A 21637-nucleotide genomic window follows, 5' to 3' on the forward strand; every position below is an offset into this window, starting at 1 on the left:
ACAGCTTTTACTTTAAACTCAAACTAAATAAAAAAACAAGAATTACAATAACTTAAAAACTAAAATTTATGGAAAATTCGCAAAAAACAAGTACAGGTTTAAAAGTCGGATTAGGAATTTTATTGGTATTATTTTTAGGAACAGCTTTTTATGCTTCTAAGCTTTATACAGATAATAAAGAAACCGAAAAAACACTCATTACAGAAAAGGAACAAGTAATGAACGACCTTAACATAATGGCCGCACAATATGATGAAGCCATTGCTGAGAGCGAAATTAAAAATCAAGATTTAATTGCTGCTAGAGAAAGAATTACAGGCTTAATGGATTCTTTAAAAGTATCTCAAACAAGTGTAAATAGCTTATGGAGATACAAAAAGAAGTTTATGGCATTACAGGAAGAAATGGATGTCTTAATGGCTGAAAATGATAAACTGAAAGTTGAGAACGAATATTTAGCAACATCCTTAGATAGTACTCAAGTACAATTAGCTGAGCGAACAGTGTTTACAGATTCTTTATTAGTTCAAAATACAGAATTAGCTACTGTAGTAGAAGATGCTGCTGCTTTGCAAACTGTTGGTTTAATTGGTATGGGTGTGATAGAAAGAAGTAGTGGAAAGCAAATACCAACTGAGCGTGCTAAGCGTAGTGACAAAATTAAAGTTTGTTTTACGGTTGCTAAAAACAAATTGACTGAAGCTGGCGACAAAGAATTGTATGTTCAGGTAATCGACCCTAAGAACAACGTATTAGGTGCTAATGAACAGATTCAGTTTGAAGACCAGGTTTTAAACTACAGTTTAATTAGTCGTTTTAACTACGAAAACAGAAACTTAAACATTTGCGAATATATTAACGTACTTGAAGACTCTAAGTTTGAAGAAGGTCGTTATAAGATAAATGTATTTAATGATAAAGAGTTGATTTCTTCTTCAGAATTTGTAATGAAGTAAGAGTTGATTATTTGATTGATTGATAGTTAAAAATCCGGAAGCGCTTGCTTCCGGGTTTTTTTTGTGCATTATTTTTAAATTTTCATAGGGTAAAAGAATTATAAAGTGTCTTAAGGGTGAATTATTAATCCAAATTATTACACTATGAAAATGATTACCAAAAGAGGTTCAAAAATAGCTTTAGCCTCTATAATAGTATTAGTTGCCCTCGGAATTTCTTATTTCTCTATTATAAACCAAAACATAAAATCAGAATTAGAGCAAGAGAAAATCGCATTGATCAAAGAACTAGAAAATATGTCTAATTCTTACGATGAACTTTTGGAAGAACGGAACTGGAAAAATGACGAACTACTTGATGCTAAGTTAAAAATTGACAGGCTCGTAGATTCTTTAGAAACCACTACAATAACCTTAAAATCTTTATTGACACTTAAAGACAGACAATTAGAATTACATACTACACTTAAGGGGTTGATTAGAGAAAATAATGAGTTGAAGCAAGACAATGGGCTTTTAGTACAATCTCTAAATATTAGGAAAAATGAATTGTCTAAGGCTCATAATCAACTAGTGTCTTATCAAGACCAAAACTCACAACTTCAGGAAGAGAAAGAACAACTAAATAAGAAAGTTGAAAGTATGGCTTTTCTTAATATGGTTCACCTTAATGCTAGAGCATTTAAAGAACGCTCTTCGGGTAAACAAATTGAAACCAATAGAGCTAGAAAAACCGACAAGTTTGAAGTTTGTTATACCATTGCCAAAAACCCTTTGGTAAAAGAAGGCACAAAGGAACTTTATGTTCAGGTTATTGGTCCTAGACAGCTCGTTGTATCACCAAAATATAAACGCTTTAAGGAAGAACGATTTGAATTGAACTATTCCTTCATTACAGCATTTGACTATAAGAATGAGAATATAAATAAATGCGACTATTTAGATATAGAAGATTCTGAAGAACTCTCAAAAGGTATTTATACAGTAAATATTTATGATAGACAGAGTCTAATTACGAGCTATAGATTAGAGTTGAAATAACAGTTTATTGAGATAATGCTATATCCGGAAGTTCTCTTCCGGATTATTTATATCCTTTAATTGACCGTTGATAATAACTTGCTCAACAGGATTGTGAGCAAAGGCATAAGGAATTTCGCTATAATGATTTAGAGGTTTTGTGATAATGAGATTAGCCTTTTTGCCTCTTGTAATGCTTCCATACAGATTACTTATTCCCATAGCGTAAGCACCATTTATAGTCGCTGCATTTATTGCTTCTTCTGGTGTCATTTTTAACTTTACGCAAGCGGCACTTACAATAAAATTCATATTACCACTGGGAGCGGAACCTGGATTATAATCCGTTGCAATTGCTAATGGAAGTCCTGCATCAATAAGTTGCCTTGCTGGTGTATAAGGAATACTTAAAAAATATGAGCAACCAGGTAAAGCCACTGGTATAGTGTCGCTATTTTTTAATGCTTTAATATCATCTTCATTCAGTTCTTCCAAGTGGTCTACAGATAATGCATTGTGTTTTACGCCTAATGCAACTCCACCAAGAATATTAAATTGGTTCACATGAATTTTTGGTCTCAGCTTATGTTTTAGGCCAGCCTTTAAAATGGCTTCTGTATCATTAATATCAAAATAGCCTTCTTCACAAAAGACATCTATATAATATGCAATATTCAGTTTGGCTGCTTTTGGGATTAACTGTTCTGTAATTAATTTAATGTATTTATCTTTTTTAGCACGATAAGCTTCGGGTATTGCATGAGCGGCTAAAAGGGTAGGTGCTATTTTGGCTAGGCTTTCCTGCTTTATACGTTTTATAACACGTAGCATTTTCAATTCGGCATCAACAGTAAGTCCATAACCGGTTTTAATTTCAAAAGCTCCTGTTCCCATTTTTATGAGTTCTTCCATTCGGTTTATGGATTGCTCATATAAATCTTCTTCAGAAGTGTCTTGAAGTAATTTTACAGAGTTTAAAATTCCACCACCACGATTGGCGATTTCGGCATAACTCAAGCCATTGATTCTGTCAACAAATTCTGATGTTCTATCACCTGCATAAACTATATGTGTATGAGAGTCGCACCAAGAAGGTAAAACAATTTTGCCAGTGGCATCAATAACGGTTTCTGCTTCAAGACCATCACAGTATTTCATTTCACCGTATTCTATAATGGTATCGTGCTCAACGTATAGGTAAGCATTTTCTAACACTGGTAGTGTTTTCATGTCATTGCCCTTTACAAGTGTAACATTAGAGTCGTGGACTTGTAAAAGTTGCTTAATATTGGTGATGAGTATAGACATGGGTTTGCTTTTTTGTAAAGTTCTTTCTTTTTTTTGAATAAAAAAAACGCTAGCTGATAGAACTAGCGCTTAAGATTTTAAAATATTTATATCTCTATTTTTTTATGAATTTTGAAGCAAATTTCCCATTGATACTAATGTTATAAATACCATCTGCTAATTCTGAAACATCTAAAGTCTCATTAGAGTTATGAGCTGTAGTCATAATATTTTTTCCTAATATATCTGTGATAGTAATATCAATTATGCTTTCGTTAAACCCTTCAAAATTTAATACGTCTTTGGTAGGGTTAGGGAAGATACTTAACTGAGAAGTAACAAAATCATTGTCTGACAGAGTTTCTAATCTATTTTCATACCAATCTACGGTTTCACTAAAGAAGCCGACACTCGCAATATCCTTGTCTCCATCACCGTCAAAATCAGCGATTGTAATTCCAAATACTTGGTAATTGTGGTCTGCAATTAAAGCCTCAGTATTAAGACCACCAAAATCTGTACTTTCAAACCAAATAAGGGCATCGTCTGCACTTCCTCCGTCCGTTACTACCACATCATTGTAAGTGTCATTATCAAAATCGGCTACGGCAACAACGGCAGGTCTGTCAATGATAGTTTCATCAGAAATCATAGTTTCTATAGAAGGGCCGTTCTTTACTTTGCTATACCAAGCTACCTCACCACTTGTGTTGTCAGATTTCACAATATCCAAAATACCGTCATCATTGACATCAGCGAAAGCTGCAACAAATAAAAACGGATTGCCGCTATCAACAGTTACAGTATCTTTTATCCAAGAAACAGTCATTGTTCCACTCTCTATATATTGGTTGTAATAAATCTCAATAGTACCATCGGTTGTTCCATCAATATACCCAACAATGGCATCTAAATCACCATCATTGTCAAAGTCATCAAAACTTAAATTCCCTGGTAGGGTCACATTTGCTATTGTTTGTTTAGCACCAAAAGTACCATCACCATTCCCTGGAAACCAAGATGTTGTGGCACCATCGTATTCAGCAACTGAAATATCTAAATTACCGTCATTATTAATATCGACTGCAGTAACCTGACCTGCACCATCAGCTGTAGTCGATATGGCAACACCTGTTGCAAAACCACCAGCTCCATTGTTGGCATAAAACATTACGGTGTCGTTAGAATATGAACTCGCTACGATATCATTACCGTTTACACCATCTAAATCTGCTATGACCATACCTCCAATACCAAATAAAGTACCAGCATCCGAAACTGTTGGCATTATTGTGAAATTTCCACTACCATCATTCTGATACCATTTAACTACATCTGCAGAAAAATTATAAGTACCCATGGCAATATCTATGTCTGAATCTCCATCTAAATCACCAGATGCTATAACGTATGCATCTGCTCCTGTAGAAGGATCAATATTTTGTATAGGATCCCAAACGGTTTGGGAGTTGACCGTGAATAAAACACAGAAGATTGATATTAAAGTAAGTAAAGTTCTTTTCATAATTTTTTTAGATTAGTTTTTACTAATGTAAGAATTTATTTTATAATATTATTATTCTGCTTGACATTCAATAACTTACATTTACTTTAAGCTACCAACCATATCTTCTGGTTTTACCCATTCATCATACTCTTCAGCAGTAACATAACCAAGGTTAATGGCTTCCTCTTTTAATGTGGTTCCGTTTTTATGTGCTGTATTTGCTATTTCGGCTGCTTTGTAATAACCAATCTTAGTATTTAAGGCTGTTACCAGCATTAAGGAGTTATTCAGTAACTCTTTAATCACTGCGTGATTAGGCTCTATACCTTGTGCACAATTCTCGTCAAAACTTACACAGGCATCACCTATTAATTGCGCAGATTGTAAAATATTAGCTGCCATCATAGGTTTAAACACATTAAGCTCGTAGTGACCTTGCGTACCACCAACAGTAATGGCAACATCGTTACCCATCACTTGCGCACAGACCATAGTTAAGGCTTCGCTCTGCGTTGGATTTACTTTTCCTGGCATAATAGAACTGCCAGGCTCGTTTGCAGGAATAATAATTTCTCCAATACCAGAGCGTGGGCCAGAAGCCATCATTCTAATATCGTTAGCTATTTTATTTAAAGAAACCGCTAAAAGTTTCAAAGCTCCATGAGTTTCAACAATTGCATCGTGTGCAGCAAGTGCTTCAAATTTATTTTCTGCCGTAACGAATGGCAATCCTGTAAAATCAGCAATATATTTGGCAACCAAGACATCATAACCTTCTGGTGTGTTTAAGCCAGTACCTACTGCAGTACCTCCAAGTGCCAATTCACTTAGATGTGACAAGGTACTCTCTAAAGCTTTTAAGCCATGGTCTAATTGTGAGACATAACCAGAAAATTCCTGACCCAATGTTAGCGGAGTCGCATCCATAAGATGTGTTCTACCAATCTTTACACAATCTTTAAACTCTTGGGATTTGTTATGAAGCGTATTTCTTAATTGAATCACTCCAGGAATGGTCGTTTCCACCACTTTTTTATAAGCCGCAATATGCATCCCAGTAGGGAAGGTGTCATTTGAGGATTGGGATTTATTAACATCATCGTTAGGCTGAATGGTTTTCTCACCCTCACCAATAACTTTACCAGCCAGTTGTTGTGCTCTATTGGCAATGACTTCGTTAACATTCATGTTGCTTTGTGTCCCAGAACCCGTTTGCCAAATCACCAAAGGAAACTGATCGTCGTGCTTACCATCTAAAATTTCATCACATACCTGCGCAATTAAATCGCGTTTATCTTTGTCTAAAACACCCAATTCACAATTGGTATAAGCAGCCGCTTTTTTAAGATAAGCAAAGCCATACACTACCTCTAAAGGCATGGATGCAGGTGCACCAATTTTAAAATTATTACGAGAACGCTCGGTTTGCGCTCCCCAAAGTTTATCTGCTGGGACTTTAACCTCGCCCATGGTATCTTTTTCAATTCTATACGTCATTGGTCTTATTTTTAATGGATACTACAAAATTACGGATTTAAGCCATTTTTGGAAACGGAAACAAGGCTTTTATTTTAATGCTGATAGCTTAAAAAATACGTAATGCTGCGTATGGACATATGGAGATTAAAATGGTAACTTGCTTACCTTTGTTGAGCCTGTTTCTTTAACAGACGATAAAATCAACCTATAGTTGCAATATTAAAGCAGAATCGAGATACTGAAACTTTAACAAAAAGTTGTTTCAAAATGAATAAAACATTTTTTATTATCGGATTTATTGTAATAGTTGTGATTTTTATTTTTCAATCTGGATTAAAACCATCTTCACCTGACTTAAGTAGTAAAAAAAGACCGAGCGATACACAAAAACCATCCAAGCTGATTGAGAATGATAAATTAATTTTAGTGAAAAATATAAAACTGGATTATTTAAAACAGGCTATTGAACAATTTTGTAATATTTATAACCAAGAGACATATATTGCTCAACCTAGATTATTTCTTCTTAACAATAAATTCGTGATTACATTCCCTTATGACATTGATTTTGAGCGATACTGTTATTTTATTAATTATTTGGTTAATGCTCATGACTTAAGTTTAAAATCTGATTATAAACCTGATGTTAAAGGATGGTATTCGACAGAGACTGGAGATGCTTGGATGAGGGAAGACTTAGTAAATAAAAAAGTTATGATTTTTATTCCTGATTGGGACGAGGAACATGATAATGTATATTTAACAACTAAGGACAATATTGGTTATAAAATGGGATTCGCAATTGGACACACAAGTCAAAAACTGGATAGACCAGTAAAAAGATTTGAGGAAAATCCTATTGAACTAACTAAATTAACAGATAGGGAAACGATTGATTTTGAATAAGTTACTGCAATTAACGAAATTAACGGCGATTACGGAGGTTCTGACTATATCGGTATCCACTCGGAATTGCTAAAGTCTAAAATAACCTAAAAATTACCATATATGAATCTTTTACTGTCGGTTATACAATAGATATATAAGCCTGACACAAACCTATCCCACAATTTTCCCATCCACCATAGTCAATTGCCTGTCTGCCATTTCTGCGAGTTCTTGGTTATGGGTAACAATAACAAAGGTTTGTTTAAATTCGTCTCGTAGTTTAAAGAATAAATTGTGAAGTTGTTCCGCAGATTCACTATCTAAATTCCCAGAAGGTTCGTCGGCAAAGATAATTTTAGGTTCATTTATTAAAGCTCTGGCTACAGCCACACGCTGCTGCTCACCACCAGACATACTGTTGGGTTTATGTTGTAAACGCTCTGATAAACCTAAATAATCGAGTAGTTCCTTAGCGCGTTGCTCTGCTTTTGCTTTTGGTGTATTATTTATAAAAGCAGGAATACACACATTTTCTAAAGCTGTAAATTCTGGCAGTAATTGGTGAAATTGAAAGATAAAACCAATATGGTTATTTCTAAATTTTGCTAATGCTTTATCGTTTAAAGATGTTATGGATTGTCCGTTGATAGTGAGGTCGGTATCCGTCTTATAATCGGGTTTGTCTAAAGTGCCCAAGATTTGCAATAGTGTAGTTTTACCAGCACCAGAAGCACCCACTATGGATATAATTTCACTTTCAGAAATGGTTAAATCTACACCTTTCAATACATGAAGGTCGCTATAGGATTTATGAATATTTGTTGCCTTAATCATAGTGTTAGCGAAAATACTATTTTAATACGATTATTGCATCATGTTTTACGGTAGTGTATTAAACGGATTAAATGGTCTATTGTTAAATCTACTCGCTTGCCCAGTTTGAGCAGGTGTTTTCTTTTTAAAAACAGATTTAATACCATTAAAATCTATAAAGTACTGCACTCTAACAGAGAGTGTATGCTGCATCGGCTGATCAAATAATGTATTTAAACTTTCCGAATAACTGTCTTCCGACATGGTATCAAAATTAAACAACTGATTTCTATACAAAGCTGTTAAAAAACTTCCTGGTGCAAATTGCCATGAATAGCTCAAATCTATATTCCACGTACTAAAGTTTATATTTGGACTGTTACCAATATTATCTACAGTGTAACCAGATGCTGTAGTTAAGCGACCATTGTCTAATAAGGTAAATAATTCATCGTCATAGTTTACAGTATCCCAATAATGTCTAAACGTTAATGCCAATGAGTTAAAAGGATTAAAAGTATAGTTTGCTGAAATACTATTGGTTAATCTTTTGCGGTTTCGCTCGCCAAAAATAGGCTGGTTATCTACTCTTGTGGCATAACCTCTGGATCCGTTGGACATATTAAGATTCATGCTATATACCACTTGGAATTTATCGTTAAACCTGAATCTAGGACTTAAATTTAGGTTGTACCCAAATAAATCCCTTCCATCTTCAAATATCTTAAATATGTTAGCATTAATATCATAAGCAAATTTTTTGTTATAATTTGAAGAGTAGTACCCACCACCAGATACAATATCTTCGTATATAAAAAATCTGCCATCCCTAGACTCAAAATAATCGTATTGTTTGCCTGGTTCAATATTCATATTAAACCCATAATTATTCAAAGCTTTGGTCTGTGCATTGTAGTTTGCTCCAAAATTTATACCTGTAAAGGTTCCTGGATTAGCTAGGTTTTTGTAATTGATATATGCACTTATACGGTAGTTATTAAGATTGCCTTGGGGCTCAAAGATTCTATAGGATACATCTGCTCCAAAGTTATTGTAGTTATTTCTAAAGATAAGTCCAAGATCATTAATATCAAACTTTGTGTCTGCAAAGCTGTGGTCAAAACTATATCTAAAATTACCATGTGCTTTTCCTATAAAAAAGAACGTACTGTATCCGGTTTCATTATCATCAAATTGACGGTTAACATTGCTCATTTTAGCTTCGCCAATTATTCTATACGTGTTACGTTTATTCTGTATGCTGGTAACTAATGCTGTTGCATTAGCATCTCTAAAACTTCCTTCTCTCAGTACATTGGTATTGATTAAACTAATAGAAGAGTTACCATTAAATTGTTGGTCTACAACAAGAATATTGTAATTGGCAAAAGGCTCTACGACTTCATTACGTTTTTCATTAGTGGTTGTATTTGTAATTGTTGCCTCTGTTTTTTCGGTAATGGCATTAAAAATTCCAATACCCAATCCTTCTTTTGTTCGTCCGGAAATTTTTATCGCATTTAAAACCTTTACCTCACTTGGCACATTTGCTACTTCGTCATCAGATAGATTTAGTCTGCCACTTGGTCTGTTACCTACGCGTCTTGAAAAGAACAAATTACCTTTAGAGAATAATTCTACACCTTCGGTGAAAAACTGCCGTTGCTCAGAAAAGGTTTGCTCAAATGGCCCAAGGTTTAGTGTTACGTTATCAAAACCAGCTTGGCTAAAGTCTGGTACAAGAGTAGCATCTAATGTAAAATTGTCTGTAATACCATATTTTACATCCATACCAAAGGTTAAGTCGGTTTCGGTTTCCCCATCAAAATCATTTATAATTCCTGTTGAAAAAGGGTAGAGGTTAAGCCTCACAGGTGGTTTAATGTTTTTTAACCCTGTTAATTCTCCATGGTAGATGCCAATATTTCCTTTTGTTGGATCAATTGGGTTCCATGTGTATTGCGACCGTTCTCTTCTAAATTGTCTATGGAATTGTAATCCCCAAGTTGGTTCTTCCTGATCTGTAAATCGTAAAGCACGATATGGGATTTTTACTTCTACAATCCAGCCATCATCAACAATTTTAACGGAACTTTCCCAAACAGCATTCCATCCAAAATCTTCACCAATTGTAGGGTTTGCAATAGCATCAGCTTGCTGACCCGAGCTAAAGATGAAGAACTGTGTATCGTTTTGAGCATCATTGTTTGGATTGATTACGATACCAAAAAAATCATTTTGACCAAAATTATCTCTACTCGTCAACTGTTTCATGATTTTTGTAGGATCATCGTAAAGATAGGCTCCAATATAAATGGCCTGGTTATCGTAGGTCATTTTCACCTCGGTTCGTTCCTCAGGTGGACGTTTATCTCCAATTTCTGGTCTAAATGAAATAAAATTAGTGGCTATCTCAGCATTTTGCCAAGCGACATCATCTAAAACGCCATCTATTTTAGGAGCTTGTTCTGCTCGATTGATGTTTAATGATTTTTTTTCTTCAGGAAGGATGACCTCGTCTTGGGATATGGCAATGCTTGAAAAACAAATAAATAGCAATAGTAGAATTGAACGTAAGTTCATAATGGATTGATGATTGATGATAGTTTAGTATATTGTTAAAGACATAATTATTTTGCGGTTGTTACACTTCAACTTTGCAAAACTAACTTGTCAGGTTACGCAACGGTCTTAACTAAAAGTTAAAAAGCCTTAAGTTATGTTAATGGAATTTTTCTGACGAAGCGACAGGTGCCATATTTTGGAACACTTCTTGCTCTGTAATTCATAAATAAAATATGAAAAAATACCAAATACTATTTCTAGGTCTATTGTTTGACGCATTGGGCTTTGTATCTTTCATCATACCTGGTGTCGGAGAATTCTCTGATATTATCTGGGCGCCAGTTTCAGGTTGGTTAATGACCAAATTATATAAAGGGAAAGAAGGAAGAATTGCTGGTGTCATCACTTTTGTTGAAGAGGCTTTGCCTGGTTTTGATATCATACCATCATTTACTCTAATGTGGATTTACACCTATTTCATTAAAAAAGAAAAACCTAAAGATAACGCATAAAAAAAGCACTCATTTGAGTGCTTTTTTTTTATAAGGTATAAGTAATTCCCAAATTAACATTACGCCCCATATTCAAAATACCATCTGGCTTAAGGCGCGATAAATGGTGAATATATTCCGTATCTAACAGATTAGTGGCAGATAGTGTTACTGCCATATCATTCTTTAAAAACTCAAAAGAACCACCAATGCCAACACTTAAGAGGTTGTAAGCATCTGATGCAGTTTCAAAAGGGTTCGTGTTATTTTGTGCGAAAGTTGAGCGCAACTTTACAAAAACATAACTGTCTTTAACCGATTGAAAATCGAATTCTACCCTTACCGTATTTGTCAATGAATTAGCAGGAATAAGCGGTAAATAATCATCATTATCCAATTTGCCAGTAACGGTTTCAAAACTGCTTTCAAAATGCAACCAATCTAAAGGGTGTGGATGTAAGTGTAAGCCAAACTCACCACCATAAAGTGTGGCATCTTGTTGCTCATAAATGAAAACAGGGTCGTCTTCTATAAATTCACCATTAGGATTTAAGTAGATATAATCGTTGACTTTGTTATAGAACCCATTTGCAAATAACTCAACATGCTCGTTCTTATATTCCAGAGCTAAATCTACCTGTAAATTTTGTTCATAATCAAGATTAATATTTCCGATTTCATAACGGTTTGTACCTTCATGTGTACCATCAGAGGCTAATTCTGCTAAGTTTGGCGCCCTAAAGCCAGATGCCAAATTAAGTCTCGCTGTTACTCTATTAAAAATATCTGTCTTAAAGCCCAAAGCGCCGTTAAACGAATTAAAGCTTTTTTCGGCATTGTTCTCTATAGCTATATTTCTGTAGTCATAACGCGCACCCAATTGCACATCAACCGTTTCAAAATGAATATGAGAAGTTGCCAGTACACCAAAATCATTAGTTGTTGCATTCGGAATTAGAATCTCTTCACCATAATTTGTGTTCACCTGATTCATGCCTTGCACACCGACGATGGTCTCAAAACGCCCAAGTTCAGGCAGATTATATTTAACGTTATAGCTAAAGGTTTTTAGCTTCATGTGAAGGGCTGGCTCAGTAATCTCTTCATCTTCATCATGTTCGTCTTCGTGATCTTCTTCATTTTCGTGGTCGTCTTCATCATGATGGTGATGCTCTTCAAACTCTTTTCTATTATTATAGGTATAACCTAAAACAACATCTAAGCTCGAATCTTCAAAAAACAATGTAGATTTAGAACTGAAAATATGATTATCGATATTTTGATAAGGCAATAATGGAGCTCTGTTTGTGGATTGAATACCAATTTCTTCTGGAAGTCCAATTTTAGCATTATTCAAATTATAACGGAACTCTGTTTTAAATTTTGATGCCTGATACCCTAAACCTGCTTTAAAATCCTGTTCCCTATAGCGTGAATTTGTTACTCTATAACGATTGGTTTCATAATCTGAGTGTTCAGTAAGACTACCTCTAAACAAAAATTTAAAACCATCCTTAGAGGCTTTGTAGCCAGCATTTGTTGCATAACCTCTTGTATTACTAAAGTAATTTACTGAAGCATCTGCTGACGATTCATTTGCATTAGCAAAACGTTCTGGGTTTAAGTATAACACACCACCTAAGGCATCACTACCATACAGTAGAGAAGCGGGTCCTTTTATAACCTCTACACTTTCTATACCTGCATCGTTAATGCCAAGACCGTGCTCGTCCCCATATTGTTGGTTTTCTAACCTCACGCCTTGCGTGTAAACCAACACACGATTGGAGCTTAAACCTCGTATTACGGGTTTACCTATGCTATTCCCTGTGGTAACACTCTCCACACCAGCAATATTAGTAATGCCTTCCGCTAAGGTAACGGCTCCAGAAGCCTTTAATTCCTTTATTTTCTTTTGTTCTACCTTCATCACGTTTTCACTTTGTAACTTGTGAAAAGGTGTTGAAATGATGACTTCTTCCATCTCTATTGCAGATTCCGAAAGCACTATAATAAAGTCTTCGGACATCGGAATCTTTATCTGCAACGATTTAGTTTCGTAACCAATACTCGAAACAACGAGTTTAAAGGTGCCAGAGCTTATATCTATTGAGAATTCACCGTTCTCGTTTGCGGTAGTTCCGTTTTCAAGTTCTGGGAAGTAAATTGTGGCAAAACTGATGCTTTGTTGTGTTGTATTATCTATGACTTTGCCTGTAAATGTATGTTGTGCATTGATACCAAAGCAATATAAGCTTATGGCCAATGCCAATAATTTTTTCATGATGTAATGATTTAATAATTTGGTAAAAAAATTTGTATCCTGTGTATATTAAATCAGTTGAGGAGGTCCTCTGAGTGCAGTTTGTAATTTTTGAAAGTTACTAACAAACTCATACTGAGAGTTAGTTATTTTATAATTGTCTTCAAAAACCTTGAAGTCTTCTAATTTTAACTTGAAATAAAATTGACTTGTAAGCTTAAACTTGTAGAAATCACAATCTAAATCTAATTTGTGAAGATGTGTGTTTAAGTTATTGTCATTCTCACAAACTTCATGCTCATGATGATTGAAAACATGCGACAACTTTACTGCTGTTGGCAACAACACTGAGAGTGCTAACGTAAATGCTAGTACTTTAAAAAGGTATGTTATAATGGTCTTAATTCTCAATCTACAAAACGCTTTAAACCAAATCGTCTCAACATTTTCTTTTCAAACTCCCAAAAGAATTTAAATTGACCAAAAAGCCAACCAAAGAAAACCAAAAGGATTTGATAAAAAATTAGCCCAATAATAATGAATAAAATCCAATAGAGCAGAGGATTTAAGTTTTCTTTAGTAATACCTATTAACTTCATTATTGGTCTACCTATAAGCATAGACGATGAACCGGTTATGGCAAAGACTATAAATACTCGGATCATTTCCCATTTATAATCGAGTATCCACTTGTTTTCCAGTTTTTTGAAAATGAATAAGGTTAGCTTCAATAGACTATAAAAAACAGGGACTGTAGCTACAATTGAAAATGCAATAGGGTAGTCCTTTAAAAAAGCATTAGAGAGTTTAAAGGCAGAATAGCCTAAAGCAAGTAAACCAAAAAAGGGAAACAACAACTGCCAATTGTGTTGTATTTCCCATTGTTTTTTGAATTTTTCCATAACACTTTTTAAGTGCTGCAAATTTAAGCTAAATTCTAGGAACGAAAGATGTTAACCTTTGGTTATATTTTAACTGAAAATATAAAAAATAGTTATAGAGTTTATAGTTAACATCATAACCATAATCTGTGCGTGTATCGTAATCTATCCGTAGCTGATATAAATTTGGGTCATAGACCATGGGTTGTAGATTCCTTTGGTTCCACGATTGTACCAATAAGGCATTACGAGACTCTAACCATTGTTGGGAGTGAAACCCTCTTGGTCTGGCTCTAGATTGCAGCCAAGCATTAAAACCCGGTTCAATGATTATAATTTCGTAGTCACTTTCGTCACTACTAATGGAAACCGTATCGTTTTCCACTAAACCACTATCATTACTGTTGTTGATAGTTTGGTCATTGTCGTAAGATTTGCAACTTGCAATAAGGGCTATAAATACGATAAATGGGATGATTTTTTTCATATTACTAAAGATATTAAAAATTAATGAGTGTTGTTTATATTTTAAATTCTATTTAACACTACAAAGCAAGGTAAAATCAACACTATTTTATAGCCCCATTTTGTAAACTGGTCGTTTCAATGAGTAAACAATCCTTTTTTTAGTCTGTTGAAGAATAATAACAAAAAAAGCAGCTCCAATAGGAACTGCTTTTTACATATCATAGTATTTGAATACTATTTTCCGAATAGACCGCCTAAAAGACCACCGAGTCCGCCTCTTTTCTTTTTTCCAGCACCTAGTACCATACCAGCAACATCATCGATGACACTACCATCACCATCGGCATCTAATATTTTCTCAAGAAAACTTTGCTCATTGCTAGTCTTACTTCCTCCTAATAAACCTCCTAGTAAGCCACCTAAATCACTTTGTGAACTTACATTGTTCTGACGAGCTTGTTTACCTAAAACACCCATTAATATTGGAGCAGCAACTTTAAGAATATTACCAACAGAACTTGTATCTAATCCTGCTTTCTGACCTAACACTTGCTCAACACCATGACGTCTTTGACCCAAAACATGGCCAAGAATTTTATCTCCATCAGTTTTTACGTCTTCATCGACTCCACCTCCAAAAAGACCACCTAAGTTGTCTAAGATACTTCCGTCGTGTTTGCTATTTAATGCACCCATTAAACCTTGAGCTCCTTCTGGCGTAGAAGCATTGCGCTCCATAGCTTTCATAAGAACAGGCAATGCCATGGTTAAAACACTACTTGTTTTATTTTGGTCTGTTCCTGTAGATCCAGAAACACCACTTATGATGGTTTTTCCTAAGTCACTGTTTAATAAGTCTAAAATTCCTTCCATTTTGTTTTGTGATTACGGTTAATAAATTTAGTATTTGAAGGTACAAAAAAAAGTCCCACAGTTGTAGGACTCATATTTTTTGCTTTGGTCACATTTTTAAGACTTAACTTAAAATACTTATGATTTGCTCAGCTAACTCCACGCCAATTCTATCTTGTGCTTCATTTGTTGCAGCACCTGTGTGAGGAGTTAATGAAAGAGAAGGATTCATTAACAACTGAATTTCTGGAGCTGGTTCTTTTTCAAAAACATCTAAAGCCGCTCTAGCCACTTTTCCGCTTTCGAGAGCTTTGACAAGCGCCACTTCGTTTACAACTCCACCACGTGCAGCATTGGCGATGATTACACCATCTTTCATTTGGTTAAACTCTTTTTCATCTATTACATACTCTTTCTGAGCAGGTACATGTAGCGTCAAGAAATCTGATTGTTTTAAGACGTCTTCTTTAGAAATGGTTTCAATTTCAAATTTTAAGTTTTGTCCGTCAAAAAACTCTAGTTCCAAATCTGCTTTTTCAATAAAAGGATCAAAGGCAACAACTTTCATTCCTGCTCCGATAGCTACTTTTGCTGTAGCTTGTCCAATTCTTCCAAAACCAATAACTCCAAGTGTTTTTCCTTTTAGCTCAGTTCCTTTTGCGTAAGATTTTTTTAAACTTTTAAAATTAGTATCACCTTCTAGCGGCATATCACGATTAGAGTTATGAAGAAAACGAGCCAAGCCATAGAAGTGTCCAAATACCAATTCGGCAACAGAATGCGAAGATGCTGCTGGTGTATTGATAACATGTAAACCTTTACTGCGTGCATATTCTACATCAATATTGTCCATACCAACACCACCACGGCCAATAACCTTAAGGTTAGGACAGTTGTCGATAATATCCTTTCTAACTTTTGTGGCACTTCTTACCAAAAGGACATCAATGTTATTGTCGTTAATGTAATTTTGTAATTGCTCTTGCGCAACTGTAGTTGTTATGACTTCATATCCAGCAGCTTCCAAGGCATCAATACCGCTTTGTGAAACTCCGTCGTTTGCTAATACTTTCATTATTCAGTTTTTTGTCATTGCGAGGAAGAATGATGTGACAATCTCATTAAAGAGATTCCTTTACTTCGTTCGGAATGACGATTATTATTATTTTAATTTATTAAGCTCTGCAAACTGCAAGTGCTTACTGAAGGCTTTCTTAAGCCTTACTCTCAAGTTCGCTCATAACTTCCACCAGTACTTTTACGCTATCTAGCGATAAGGCATTGTACATAGAAGCTCTATAGCCACCAACACTTCTGTGGCCATTTAATCCGTTTATGCCAGCTTCTTTCCACATGGCATCAAAAGTTTCTTTAAGATTTTCGTTTTCTAGAGTGAAAGTGGCATTCATATTAGAACGATCTTCTTTAACGGCATAACCTTTGAATAAAGGGTTCAAATCAATCTCAGAATAAATCAATCGCGCTTTTTTGTCATTTTCCTCTTCAATAGCTTTTATGCCACCTAAATCCTTTAACCACTGCAAGGTCAGCATACTTGTATATACTGCAAATACAGGTGGTGTGTTAAACATACTGCCTTTGCTAATGTGAACCTTGTAATCCATCATTGATGGAATCTTACGAGACACTTTACCTAAAATATCTTCCTTCACAACAACTAAAGTAGTACCTGCAGGACCCATATTTTTCTGTGCGCCAGCATAGATCAAATCGAATTTAGTAAAATCCAATTGACGTGAAAAGATATCACTACTCATATCACATACCATCGGGATTGGTGATGTAGGAAAATGTTTCATTTGCGTTCCGAAAATGGTATTGTTAGAAGTACAATGAAAATAATCGTAATCTTCAGGGATGTCATAACCTTTTGGGATATAATTAAAATTAGCACTTTTGGAGGATGCTACTTCATATATATCGTCATAGATTTTAGCTTCCTTAATAGCCTTATCCGACCAAGTACCAGTATTTAAGTAACCTGCGCGTTTTTCTAATAGATTTAAAGCGACCATCAAAAATTGAGTACTCGCTCCACCTTGTAGAAACAACGCCTTATAGCCTTTGCCCTCTAATCCTAGAAGTTCCAACGCCAATGACCTGGCATTTTCCATTACATCTACAAAAGGCTTACTACGGTGAGAAATTTCTATAAGGGATAGTCCATCATCAAAGTTTATCAGGGCTTCTGATGCTTTTTCAATTACTGTTTTTGGCAATACACAAGGACCTGCGCTAAAATTATGCTTTTTCATTTTATCATGAATTTATTTCAGAATCTCCTAAATATCCTGAAGAGTCATTTTTTAAACAGCTACAAAGGTGCTAATTTATCAGGGATTAAGTATTAATAAATTGATAATTTTTAGGTCAAATTTTTAACAAGAATTCAACAGTATCCACATTATCTGCATAATCCCAAAGCTGTGGTTTTTGGGTCTCACCAAAATCCACCTCGTTTTTCATAAAGCCGTCAGCCACGACACATTGAATTTTATCTGAATCTGATTTGAGTTTTTTCTTTAAATCATCTTCCGAATCGTAGGTTTCATAAAATACAGTAGCAATAGGCGAAGCATAGCTTGGATCTTCCTTAACCATTAGAAATCCATTTTCAAGCATATCAAACTCGCTCATTAAATAAACAGCCTTGTTGTAATCATAGTTGTTGGCATATTTTGCTTCGTGGATAACATGGTGCCATTTATAAACCGCCTTAAAAAACGCATCGAAATTATAGTTCTTTGGGACAAATAGTTTTGAGACATTTCTACAACCTAAACCGTAGTATCTAAACATATCATCGGATAAAGCTTCTAATTGCTCATGAGTTTCATTGCCTGTAAGTACTGCAACCGAATTTCGGTTCTTTCTTATAATAGAAGGCTTGTCCTTAAAGTAATATTCAAAATAGCGTGCCGTGTTATCACTACCTGTGGCGATCACAGCATCAAAATTCTCTAGTTTGCCTTCAGTGAATGTGATTTTATCTTTAAAGCCAGGTTCAACAACTTCTAAATACTTTGCCAAAAACGGCAGAAGATGCTTATCGTTAGAGGACTGTTTTACTAAAACCTTGTGCCCAGAAATTAGCACGGAAAGGAAATCATGAAAGCCAACTAATGGAATATTACCAGCCATAATTATGCCGATGGTTTTTGGTTCCGATAGGTTGAAGTTATACTTTGATATCCATTGCTTAATGTTATTCTTTGTCAATGCCTTACACCAAGACTCCAAACTAAACAAGATGTTCGCTTCGGTAAACCAGCCATTGTGTTCTTTTGCTAATTTAATTTGATGTTTAAAACCCTCAAAAAACAAATCGTTTGATGTAACAGTGTCATCTTTTGTGATACCATCGGTTTTAAATTGACATAAAAACCGTCCTAATTTTGCGAAAGCGTTAATTCTTTGTTGTAAATCCATGTAGTGTTTGGTAAACCGCCATTTTGGCTCTATTTTTGCACTTCGTATTTTGTAGCGTGCTACAAGAGAGTGCAAAATTAAGCAATAAAAAGAAGAATTAAATTATGGCAATAATAATCACAGACGAATGTATTAATTGTGGAGCTTGTGAGCCAGAATGCCCAAATACTGCTATTTACGAAGGTGCCGACGATTGGCGCTATTCTGACGGTACAAGCCTAACAGGAAAAGTAGTTTTACCCAATGGAAAAGAAGTAGATGCAGAAGAAACACAAGAACCTATAAGTGATGAAATTTATTACATTGCACCAGATAAATGTACGGAATGTATGGGCTTCCATGAAGAGCCTCAGTGTGCTGCGGTTTGCCCAGTGGATTGCTGTGTGCCAGACGAAGATATTGTAGAAACAGAAGAGGAGTTGTTAGGTAAGCAGAGCTTTATGCATCCTGATGAGTAAATGATTAATTACTAACTATAAATGAATATTAATCCTGAGCCTTTGGCTTGGGATTTTTTTATTTTAGCCAACAAATAAAAATTTTATGAAAGCAAAAGTTACGTTAGTTTTAATATTTAGTATTCTCTTTTTATCTCCAGCATTAGCTCAAAAGAAACTTAAACTTGGTTTAAATGTTGGTGGACAGTACACAGACCTAAGAGGCTTTGAACGTCAAGTGAAAAGTGATTTTGAAATAGGTTTAATGTATGGGATTAATATTGAATATTTATATAGCGATAAAATATCAATAGTGACAGGATTTAATTCTGAGAGATGGACGAAGAAAAAAGAAATAATATATTTTGATAGCCAGGCAAATGAAGATGGTAAAGACACTTTTAAAGAAAGTCATGATTTTTTCAATATACCTCTGTTGTTCAGATATAAATTTGGTAAAAAAATGCAATTTTTTGTTGATGGAGGTGGATTTTTAAATTATTTTAATAAAGCAAAAGCAAATGAGTTTGAACCATTGTTTATAAATTTTGAAGATTTTAATTATGGTCTGGCATTTGGTATAGGTACCACTTTTCGATTTAAAAATAATACAGATATTACTTTACAATTTAGAAATGATATTGGTTTAGCTGACGTGAATAAAAATAAGGATATTAAAGGAGGTAATATTAAAACAAACACTTTTAGACTGATTGCTACGTATAATTTCTGGTTGTAAAAAATGTTATCTGTTTTAGTAAAATTTTTGTGTTCTCTACTTTTAACTCAGTACCTTCTTTATAGCTTTTTCTCAAAAAACACGACTAGTACTAAATAATAGCATAAATTAACCAAAATGAAAAAAGGAAATAAGTTATCTATTGGTATAGCAGTGGGAGTTGCTATAGGGACAGCAATAGGTGTTGCAACTGGTAATCTTGGATTATGGCTGGCAATAGGTGTAGCCATTGGTGCAGGTTTGGGTTCCGCCATGCAGGCTAAGGATACTAATGATAACGAAGATAACTCCTAAGGTATTTGCGCAGCTTTATTGAAACTTCCCTCAACACTTCGCTTCAAACTTTCAGGTTCAATAATATCTGCACAGTACATAAAGGTTATATATCATCTTGGAAACCAATCTTCATTAAATGACATAAACGTTATTCTTTAATGGTAATAAATGTAATTTGCTTACATTAAAAAAGACTTTTTTTGTTAAACGTTATTTAAATGTCTAGACAACCTATAATAATAACAATGAAATCATGACATCTGCGACAATCATAGGTTGTGGCATCATTGGCCTAACCAAAGCGATTAAACTACAGGGAAGCGGATTTAAGGTTACCATAGTAGCTAAAGAAGGTTTTGAGAATGCCCTATCTAATAAAGTAGGTGCTATATGGTTTCCTTTTGAGATACAGCCGAAAGAAAAGGCCAATCGCTGGGCAACACTTGCTTACAGGGAATATCAAAAAGACATAACGAAGGATAATGGAGTGACGTTTATACCATTTATAACTGCTTATAATGATGATAGTGATACGGATTGGATCCAACAGTTGCCCAAAGGATCTGTTAGAGAAGCATTGCCAAATGAGTTGCCAATAGGTATGGAAAAAGGATTGATGTCAACCGTTCCGTTAGCCGAACCACAATTGTATCTGCCTTATTTGTTTTCGCGTTTTAAACATTCTGGAGGCATTTTTAAAAAACGTACTGTTTCAAGTCTAGAGGAAGCATCAACTTTAGACAAATTAGTGATAAATTGTACAGGTTTGGGAGCTAGGCAACTATGCAATGATGTGGACTTACTGCCGATGCGTGGCCAGATTTTACGCTGTCATAAGATGAATATACCGTCTTATACAGATTCTACCAAAAAAGGGGCGCTGAGTTATGTTATTAATCGTAGTGAAGACTGTGTTATTGGAGGTACAGACTATGACAATGATTGGAACACCAATGTAGAGGCCAACGATACACGCTTAATTGTTGAACGTCTCTTAAATGGTGGATCATCTCAAAACGAACCCGATATTATTGAAGAAATCGTAGGATTAAGACCTAAAAGGCATGCCGTACGTTTTGAGTTTGATAGCCGTTTTCCCAATATGTTTCATAACTACGGCCATGGAGGTGCAGGATTTACCGTAGCTTGGGGCTGTGCTATTGAGGTTGTAGAGCATGTAAATAACTAATAACTTCAACTGCAATTTTACATCAAATTATTTCAAATCCTTTTACATAAAACTATTCTAGTAATTAACTACATTT

General features: G+C 34.8%; 21 protein-coding genes. 8 read left to right on the forward strand and 13 right to left on the reverse strand.

What is annotated here, in order from left to right:
- Positions 1–68 precede the first annotated feature (68 nt).
- Both ACQ65V_RS11950 and ACQ65V_RS11955 read left to right on the forward strand, forming a co-directional pair.
- Entirely contained in the window at positions 69–956 is an 888-nt protein-coding gene (locus ACQ65V_RS11950) for a chromosome partitioning protein ParA (RefSeq protein ID WP_155087385.1), read from the forward strand.
- 150 nt (positions 957–1106) lie between these two features.
- Positions 1107–1997: a hypothetical protein gene (locus tag ACQ65V_RS11955; protein WP_430468078.1), complete on the forward strand. Its 891-nt coding sequence runs from the start codon at positions 1107–1109 to the stop codon at positions 1995–1997.
- An 18-nt stretch (positions 1998–2015) separates the two neighbouring features.
- Here ACQ65V_RS11955 and hutI read toward each other — a convergent pair whose 3' ends face one another.
- The 3 genes from hutI to fumC form a co-directional block, all read right to left on the reverse strand.
- Positions 2016–3284, reverse strand: a complete 1269-nt coding sequence (gene hutI / locus ACQ65V_RS11960; protein ID WP_430468079.1) for an imidazolonepropionase — start codon at positions 3282–3284, stop codon at positions 2016–2018.
- A gap of 94 nt (positions 3285–3378) precedes the next feature.
- Positions 3379–4788 (reverse strand): FG-GAP-like repeat-containing protein, encoded by a 1410-nt coding sequence (locus tag ACQ65V_RS11965; protein ID WP_430468080.1) that lies wholly within the window; start codon positions 4786–4788, stop codon positions 3379–3381.
- A gap of 81 nt (positions 4789–4869) precedes the next feature.
- Positions 4870–6267 carry a class II fumarate hydratase gene (gene fumC, locus ACQ65V_RS11970; RefSeq protein WP_430468081.1) on the reverse strand — a complete coding sequence of 466 codons (1398 nt, stop codon included), beginning with the start codon at positions 6265–6267 and terminating at the stop codon, positions 4870–4872.
- Between the two features lie 249 nt (positions 6268–6516).
- On the opposite strand from fumC, the gene ACQ65V_RS11975 reads away from it, so the two are divergent.
- Positions 6517–7155, forward strand: coding sequence for a hypothetical protein (locus ACQ65V_RS11975; RefSeq protein WP_430468082.1), 639 nt, complete (start codon positions 6517–6519; stop codon positions 7153–7155).
- Between the two features lie 153 nt (positions 7156–7308).
- On the opposite strand, the gene ACQ65V_RS11980 is transcribed toward ACQ65V_RS11975, so the two are convergent.
- Positions 7309–7971 (reverse strand): ABC transporter ATP-binding protein, encoded by a 663-nt coding sequence (locus tag ACQ65V_RS11980; protein WP_430468083.1) that lies wholly within the window; start codon positions 7969–7971, stop codon positions 7309–7311.
- A 45-nt stretch (positions 7972–8016) separates the two neighbouring features.
- Complete coding sequence (locus ACQ65V_RS11985) at positions 8017–10533, reverse strand: DUF5916 domain-containing protein (protein WP_430468084.1); 2517 nt, start codon at positions 10531–10533, stop codon at positions 8017–8019.
- Between the two features lie 215 nt (positions 10534–10748).
- Between ACQ65V_RS11985 and ACQ65V_RS11990 the strand changes: the two genes are divergently transcribed.
- Positions 10749–11027, forward strand: coding sequence for a hypothetical protein (locus ACQ65V_RS11990; RefSeq protein ID WP_430468085.1), 279 nt, complete (start codon positions 10749–10751; stop codon positions 11025–11027).
- 28 nt (positions 11028–11055) lie between these two features.
- Here ACQ65V_RS11990 and ACQ65V_RS11995 read toward each other — a convergent pair whose 3' ends face one another.
- From ACQ65V_RS11995 to ACQ65V_RS12030, 8 genes are all read right to left on the reverse strand, one after another.
- Entirely contained in the window at positions 11056–13290 is a 2235-nt protein-coding gene (locus ACQ65V_RS11995) for a TonB-dependent receptor (protein WP_430468086.1), read from the reverse strand.
- Between the two features lie 48 nt (positions 13291–13338).
- The gene (locus tag ACQ65V_RS12000) at positions 13339–13680 is read right to left on the reverse strand and encodes a hypothetical protein (RefSeq protein ID WP_430468087.1); all 342 of its coding nucleotides are present in this window, start codon (positions 13678–13680) and stop codon (positions 13339–13341) included.
- Entirely contained in the window at positions 13677–14171 is a 495-nt protein-coding gene (locus ACQ65V_RS12005; protein ID WP_412560987.1) for a DUF6787 family protein, read from the reverse strand. Before ACQ65V_RS12005 ends, ACQ65V_RS12000 begins: the two co-directional genes overlap by 4 nt.
- 28 nt (positions 14172–14199) lie before the next feature.
- Positions 14200–14637: a DUF6146 family protein gene (locus ACQ65V_RS12010; protein WP_430468088.1), complete on the reverse strand. Its 438-nt coding sequence runs from the start codon at positions 14635–14637 to the stop codon at positions 14200–14202.
- Positions 14638–14852: 215 nt separating this feature from the next.
- The gene (locus ACQ65V_RS12015; RefSeq protein WP_430468089.1) at positions 14853–15491 is read right to left on the reverse strand and encodes a DUF937 domain-containing protein; all 639 of its coding nucleotides are present in this window, start codon (positions 15489–15491) and stop codon (positions 14853–14855) included.
- Positions 15492–15594: 103 nt separating this feature from the next.
- A complete protein-coding gene (locus tag ACQ65V_RS12020) occupies positions 15595–16545 on the reverse strand; it encodes a D-2-hydroxyacid dehydrogenase (protein ID WP_430468090.1) in 951 nt (316 codons plus the stop codon).
- A 139-nt stretch (positions 16546–16684) separates the two neighbouring features.
- On the reverse strand, positions 16685–17746 hold the full coding sequence (gene serC, locus ACQ65V_RS12025; RefSeq protein WP_430468091.1) for a 3-phosphoserine/phosphohydroxythreonine transaminase: 1062 nt from the start codon (positions 17744–17746) through the stop codon (positions 16685–16687).
- A 115-nt stretch (positions 17747–17861) separates the two neighbouring features.
- On the reverse strand, positions 17862–18920 hold the full coding sequence (locus ACQ65V_RS12030) for an acyl-CoA reductase (protein WP_430468092.1): 1059 nt from the start codon (positions 18918–18920) through the stop codon (positions 17862–17864).
- A 104-nt stretch (positions 18921–19024) separates the two neighbouring features.
- Between ACQ65V_RS12030 and ACQ65V_RS12035 the strand changes: the two genes are divergently transcribed.
- The 4 genes from ACQ65V_RS12035 to ACQ65V_RS12050 all read left to right on the forward strand — a co-directional run bounded on the left by ACQ65V_RS12035 (position 19025) and on the right by ACQ65V_RS12050 (position 21561).
- Entirely contained in the window at positions 19025–19378 is a 354-nt protein-coding gene (locus tag ACQ65V_RS12035; protein WP_430468093.1) for a 4Fe-4S dicluster domain-containing protein, read from the forward strand.
- An 85-nt stretch (positions 19379–19463) separates the two neighbouring features.
- Positions 19464–20096 (forward strand): outer membrane beta-barrel protein, encoded by a 633-nt coding sequence (locus ACQ65V_RS12040; protein WP_430468094.1) that lies wholly within the window; start codon positions 19464–19466, stop codon positions 20094–20096.
- Between the two features lie 117 nt (positions 20097–20213).
- A complete protein-coding gene (locus tag ACQ65V_RS12045; RefSeq protein ID WP_430468095.1) occupies positions 20214–20390 on the forward strand; it encodes a hypothetical protein in 177 nt (58 codons plus the stop codon).
- A 235-nt stretch (positions 20391–20625) separates the two neighbouring features.
- A complete protein-coding gene (locus ACQ65V_RS12050; protein ID WP_430468096.1) occupies positions 20626–21561 on the forward strand; it encodes an FAD-dependent oxidoreductase in 936 nt (311 codons plus the stop codon).
- Positions 21562–21637 lie beyond the last annotated feature (76 nt).

The sequence above is a fragment of the Winogradskyella ouciana genome (assembly GCF_965284585.1).
Classification (GTDB): Bacteria; Bacteroidota; Bacteroidia; order Flavobacteriales; family Flavobacteriaceae; genus Winogradskyella; species Winogradskyella ouciana.

What these genes read in the sequence shown, in the direction of transcription:
- ACQ65V_RS11950 (WP_155087385.1), top strand. Translation starts at nt 69, where the DNA reads ATGGAAAATTCGCAAAAAACAAGTACAGGTTTAAAAGTCGGATTAGGA.
- ACQ65V_RS11955 (WP_430468078.1), top strand. Translation starts at nt 1,107, where the DNA reads ATGATTACCAAAAGAGGTTCAAAAATAGCTTTAGCCTCTATAATAGTA.
- hutI (WP_430468079.1), bottom strand. Translation starts at nt 3,284, where the DNA reads ATGTCTATACTCATCACCAATATTAAGCAACTTTTACAAGTCCACGAC.
- ACQ65V_RS11965 (WP_430468080.1), bottom strand. Translation starts at nt 4,788, where the DNA reads ATGAAAAGAACTTTACTTACTTTAATATCAATCTTCTGTGTTTTATTC.
- fumC (WP_430468081.1), bottom strand. Translation starts at nt 6,267, where the DNA reads ATGACGTATAGAATTGAAAAAGATACCATGGGCGAGGTTAAAGTCCCA.
- ACQ65V_RS11975 (WP_430468082.1), top strand. Translation starts at nt 6,517, where the DNA reads ATGAATAAAACATTTTTTATTATCGGATTTATTGTAATAGTTGTGATT.
- ACQ65V_RS11980 (WP_430468083.1), bottom strand. Translation starts at nt 7,971, where the DNA reads ATGATTAAGGCAACAAATATTCATAAATCCTATAGCGACCTTCATGTA.
- ACQ65V_RS11985 (WP_430468084.1), bottom strand. Translation starts at nt 10,533, where the DNA reads ATGAACTTACGTTCAATTCTACTATTGCTATTTATTTGTTTTTCAAGC.
- ACQ65V_RS11990 (WP_430468085.1), top strand. Translation starts at nt 10,749, where the DNA reads ATGAAAAAATACCAAATACTATTTCTAGGTCTATTGTTTGACGCATTG.
- ACQ65V_RS11995 (WP_430468086.1), bottom strand. Translation starts at nt 13,290, where the DNA reads ATGAAAAAATTATTGGCATTGGCCATAAGCTTATATTGCTTTGGTATC.
- ACQ65V_RS12005 (WP_412560987.1), bottom strand. Translation starts at nt 14,171, where the DNA reads ATGGAAAAATTCAAAAAACAATGGGAAATACAACACAATTGGCAGTTG.
- ACQ65V_RS12010 (WP_430468088.1), bottom strand. Translation starts at nt 14,637, where the DNA reads ATGAAAAAAATCATCCCATTTATCGTATTTATAGCCCTTATTGCAAGT.
- ACQ65V_RS12015 (WP_430468089.1), bottom strand. Translation starts at nt 15,491, where the DNA reads ATGGAAGGAATTTTAGACTTATTAAACAGTGACTTAGGAAAAACCATC.
- ACQ65V_RS12020 (WP_430468090.1), bottom strand. Translation starts at nt 16,545, where the DNA reads ATGAAAGTATTAGCAAACGACGGAGTTTCACAAAGCGGTATTGATGCC.
- serC (WP_430468091.1), bottom strand. Translation starts at nt 17,746, where the DNA reads ATGAAAAAGCATAATTTTAGCGCAGGTCCTTGTGTATTGCCAAAAACA.
- ACQ65V_RS12030 (WP_430468092.1), bottom strand. Translation starts at nt 18,920, where the DNA reads ATGGATTTACAACAAAGAATTAACGCTTTCGCAAAATTAGGACGGTTT.
- ACQ65V_RS12035 (WP_430468093.1), top strand. Translation starts at nt 19,025, where the DNA reads ATGGCAATAATAATCACAGACGAATGTATTAATTGTGGAGCTTGTGAG.
- ACQ65V_RS12040 (WP_430468094.1), top strand. Translation starts at nt 19,464, where the DNA reads ATGAAAGCAAAAGTTACGTTAGTTTTAATATTTAGTATTCTCTTTTTA.
- ACQ65V_RS12045 (WP_430468095.1), top strand. Translation starts at nt 20,214, where the DNA reads ATGAAAAAAGGAAATAAGTTATCTATTGGTATAGCAGTGGGAGTTGCT.
- ACQ65V_RS12050 (WP_430468096.1), top strand. Translation starts at nt 20,626, where the DNA reads ATGACATCTGCGACAATCATAGGTTGTGGCATCATTGGCCTAACCAAA.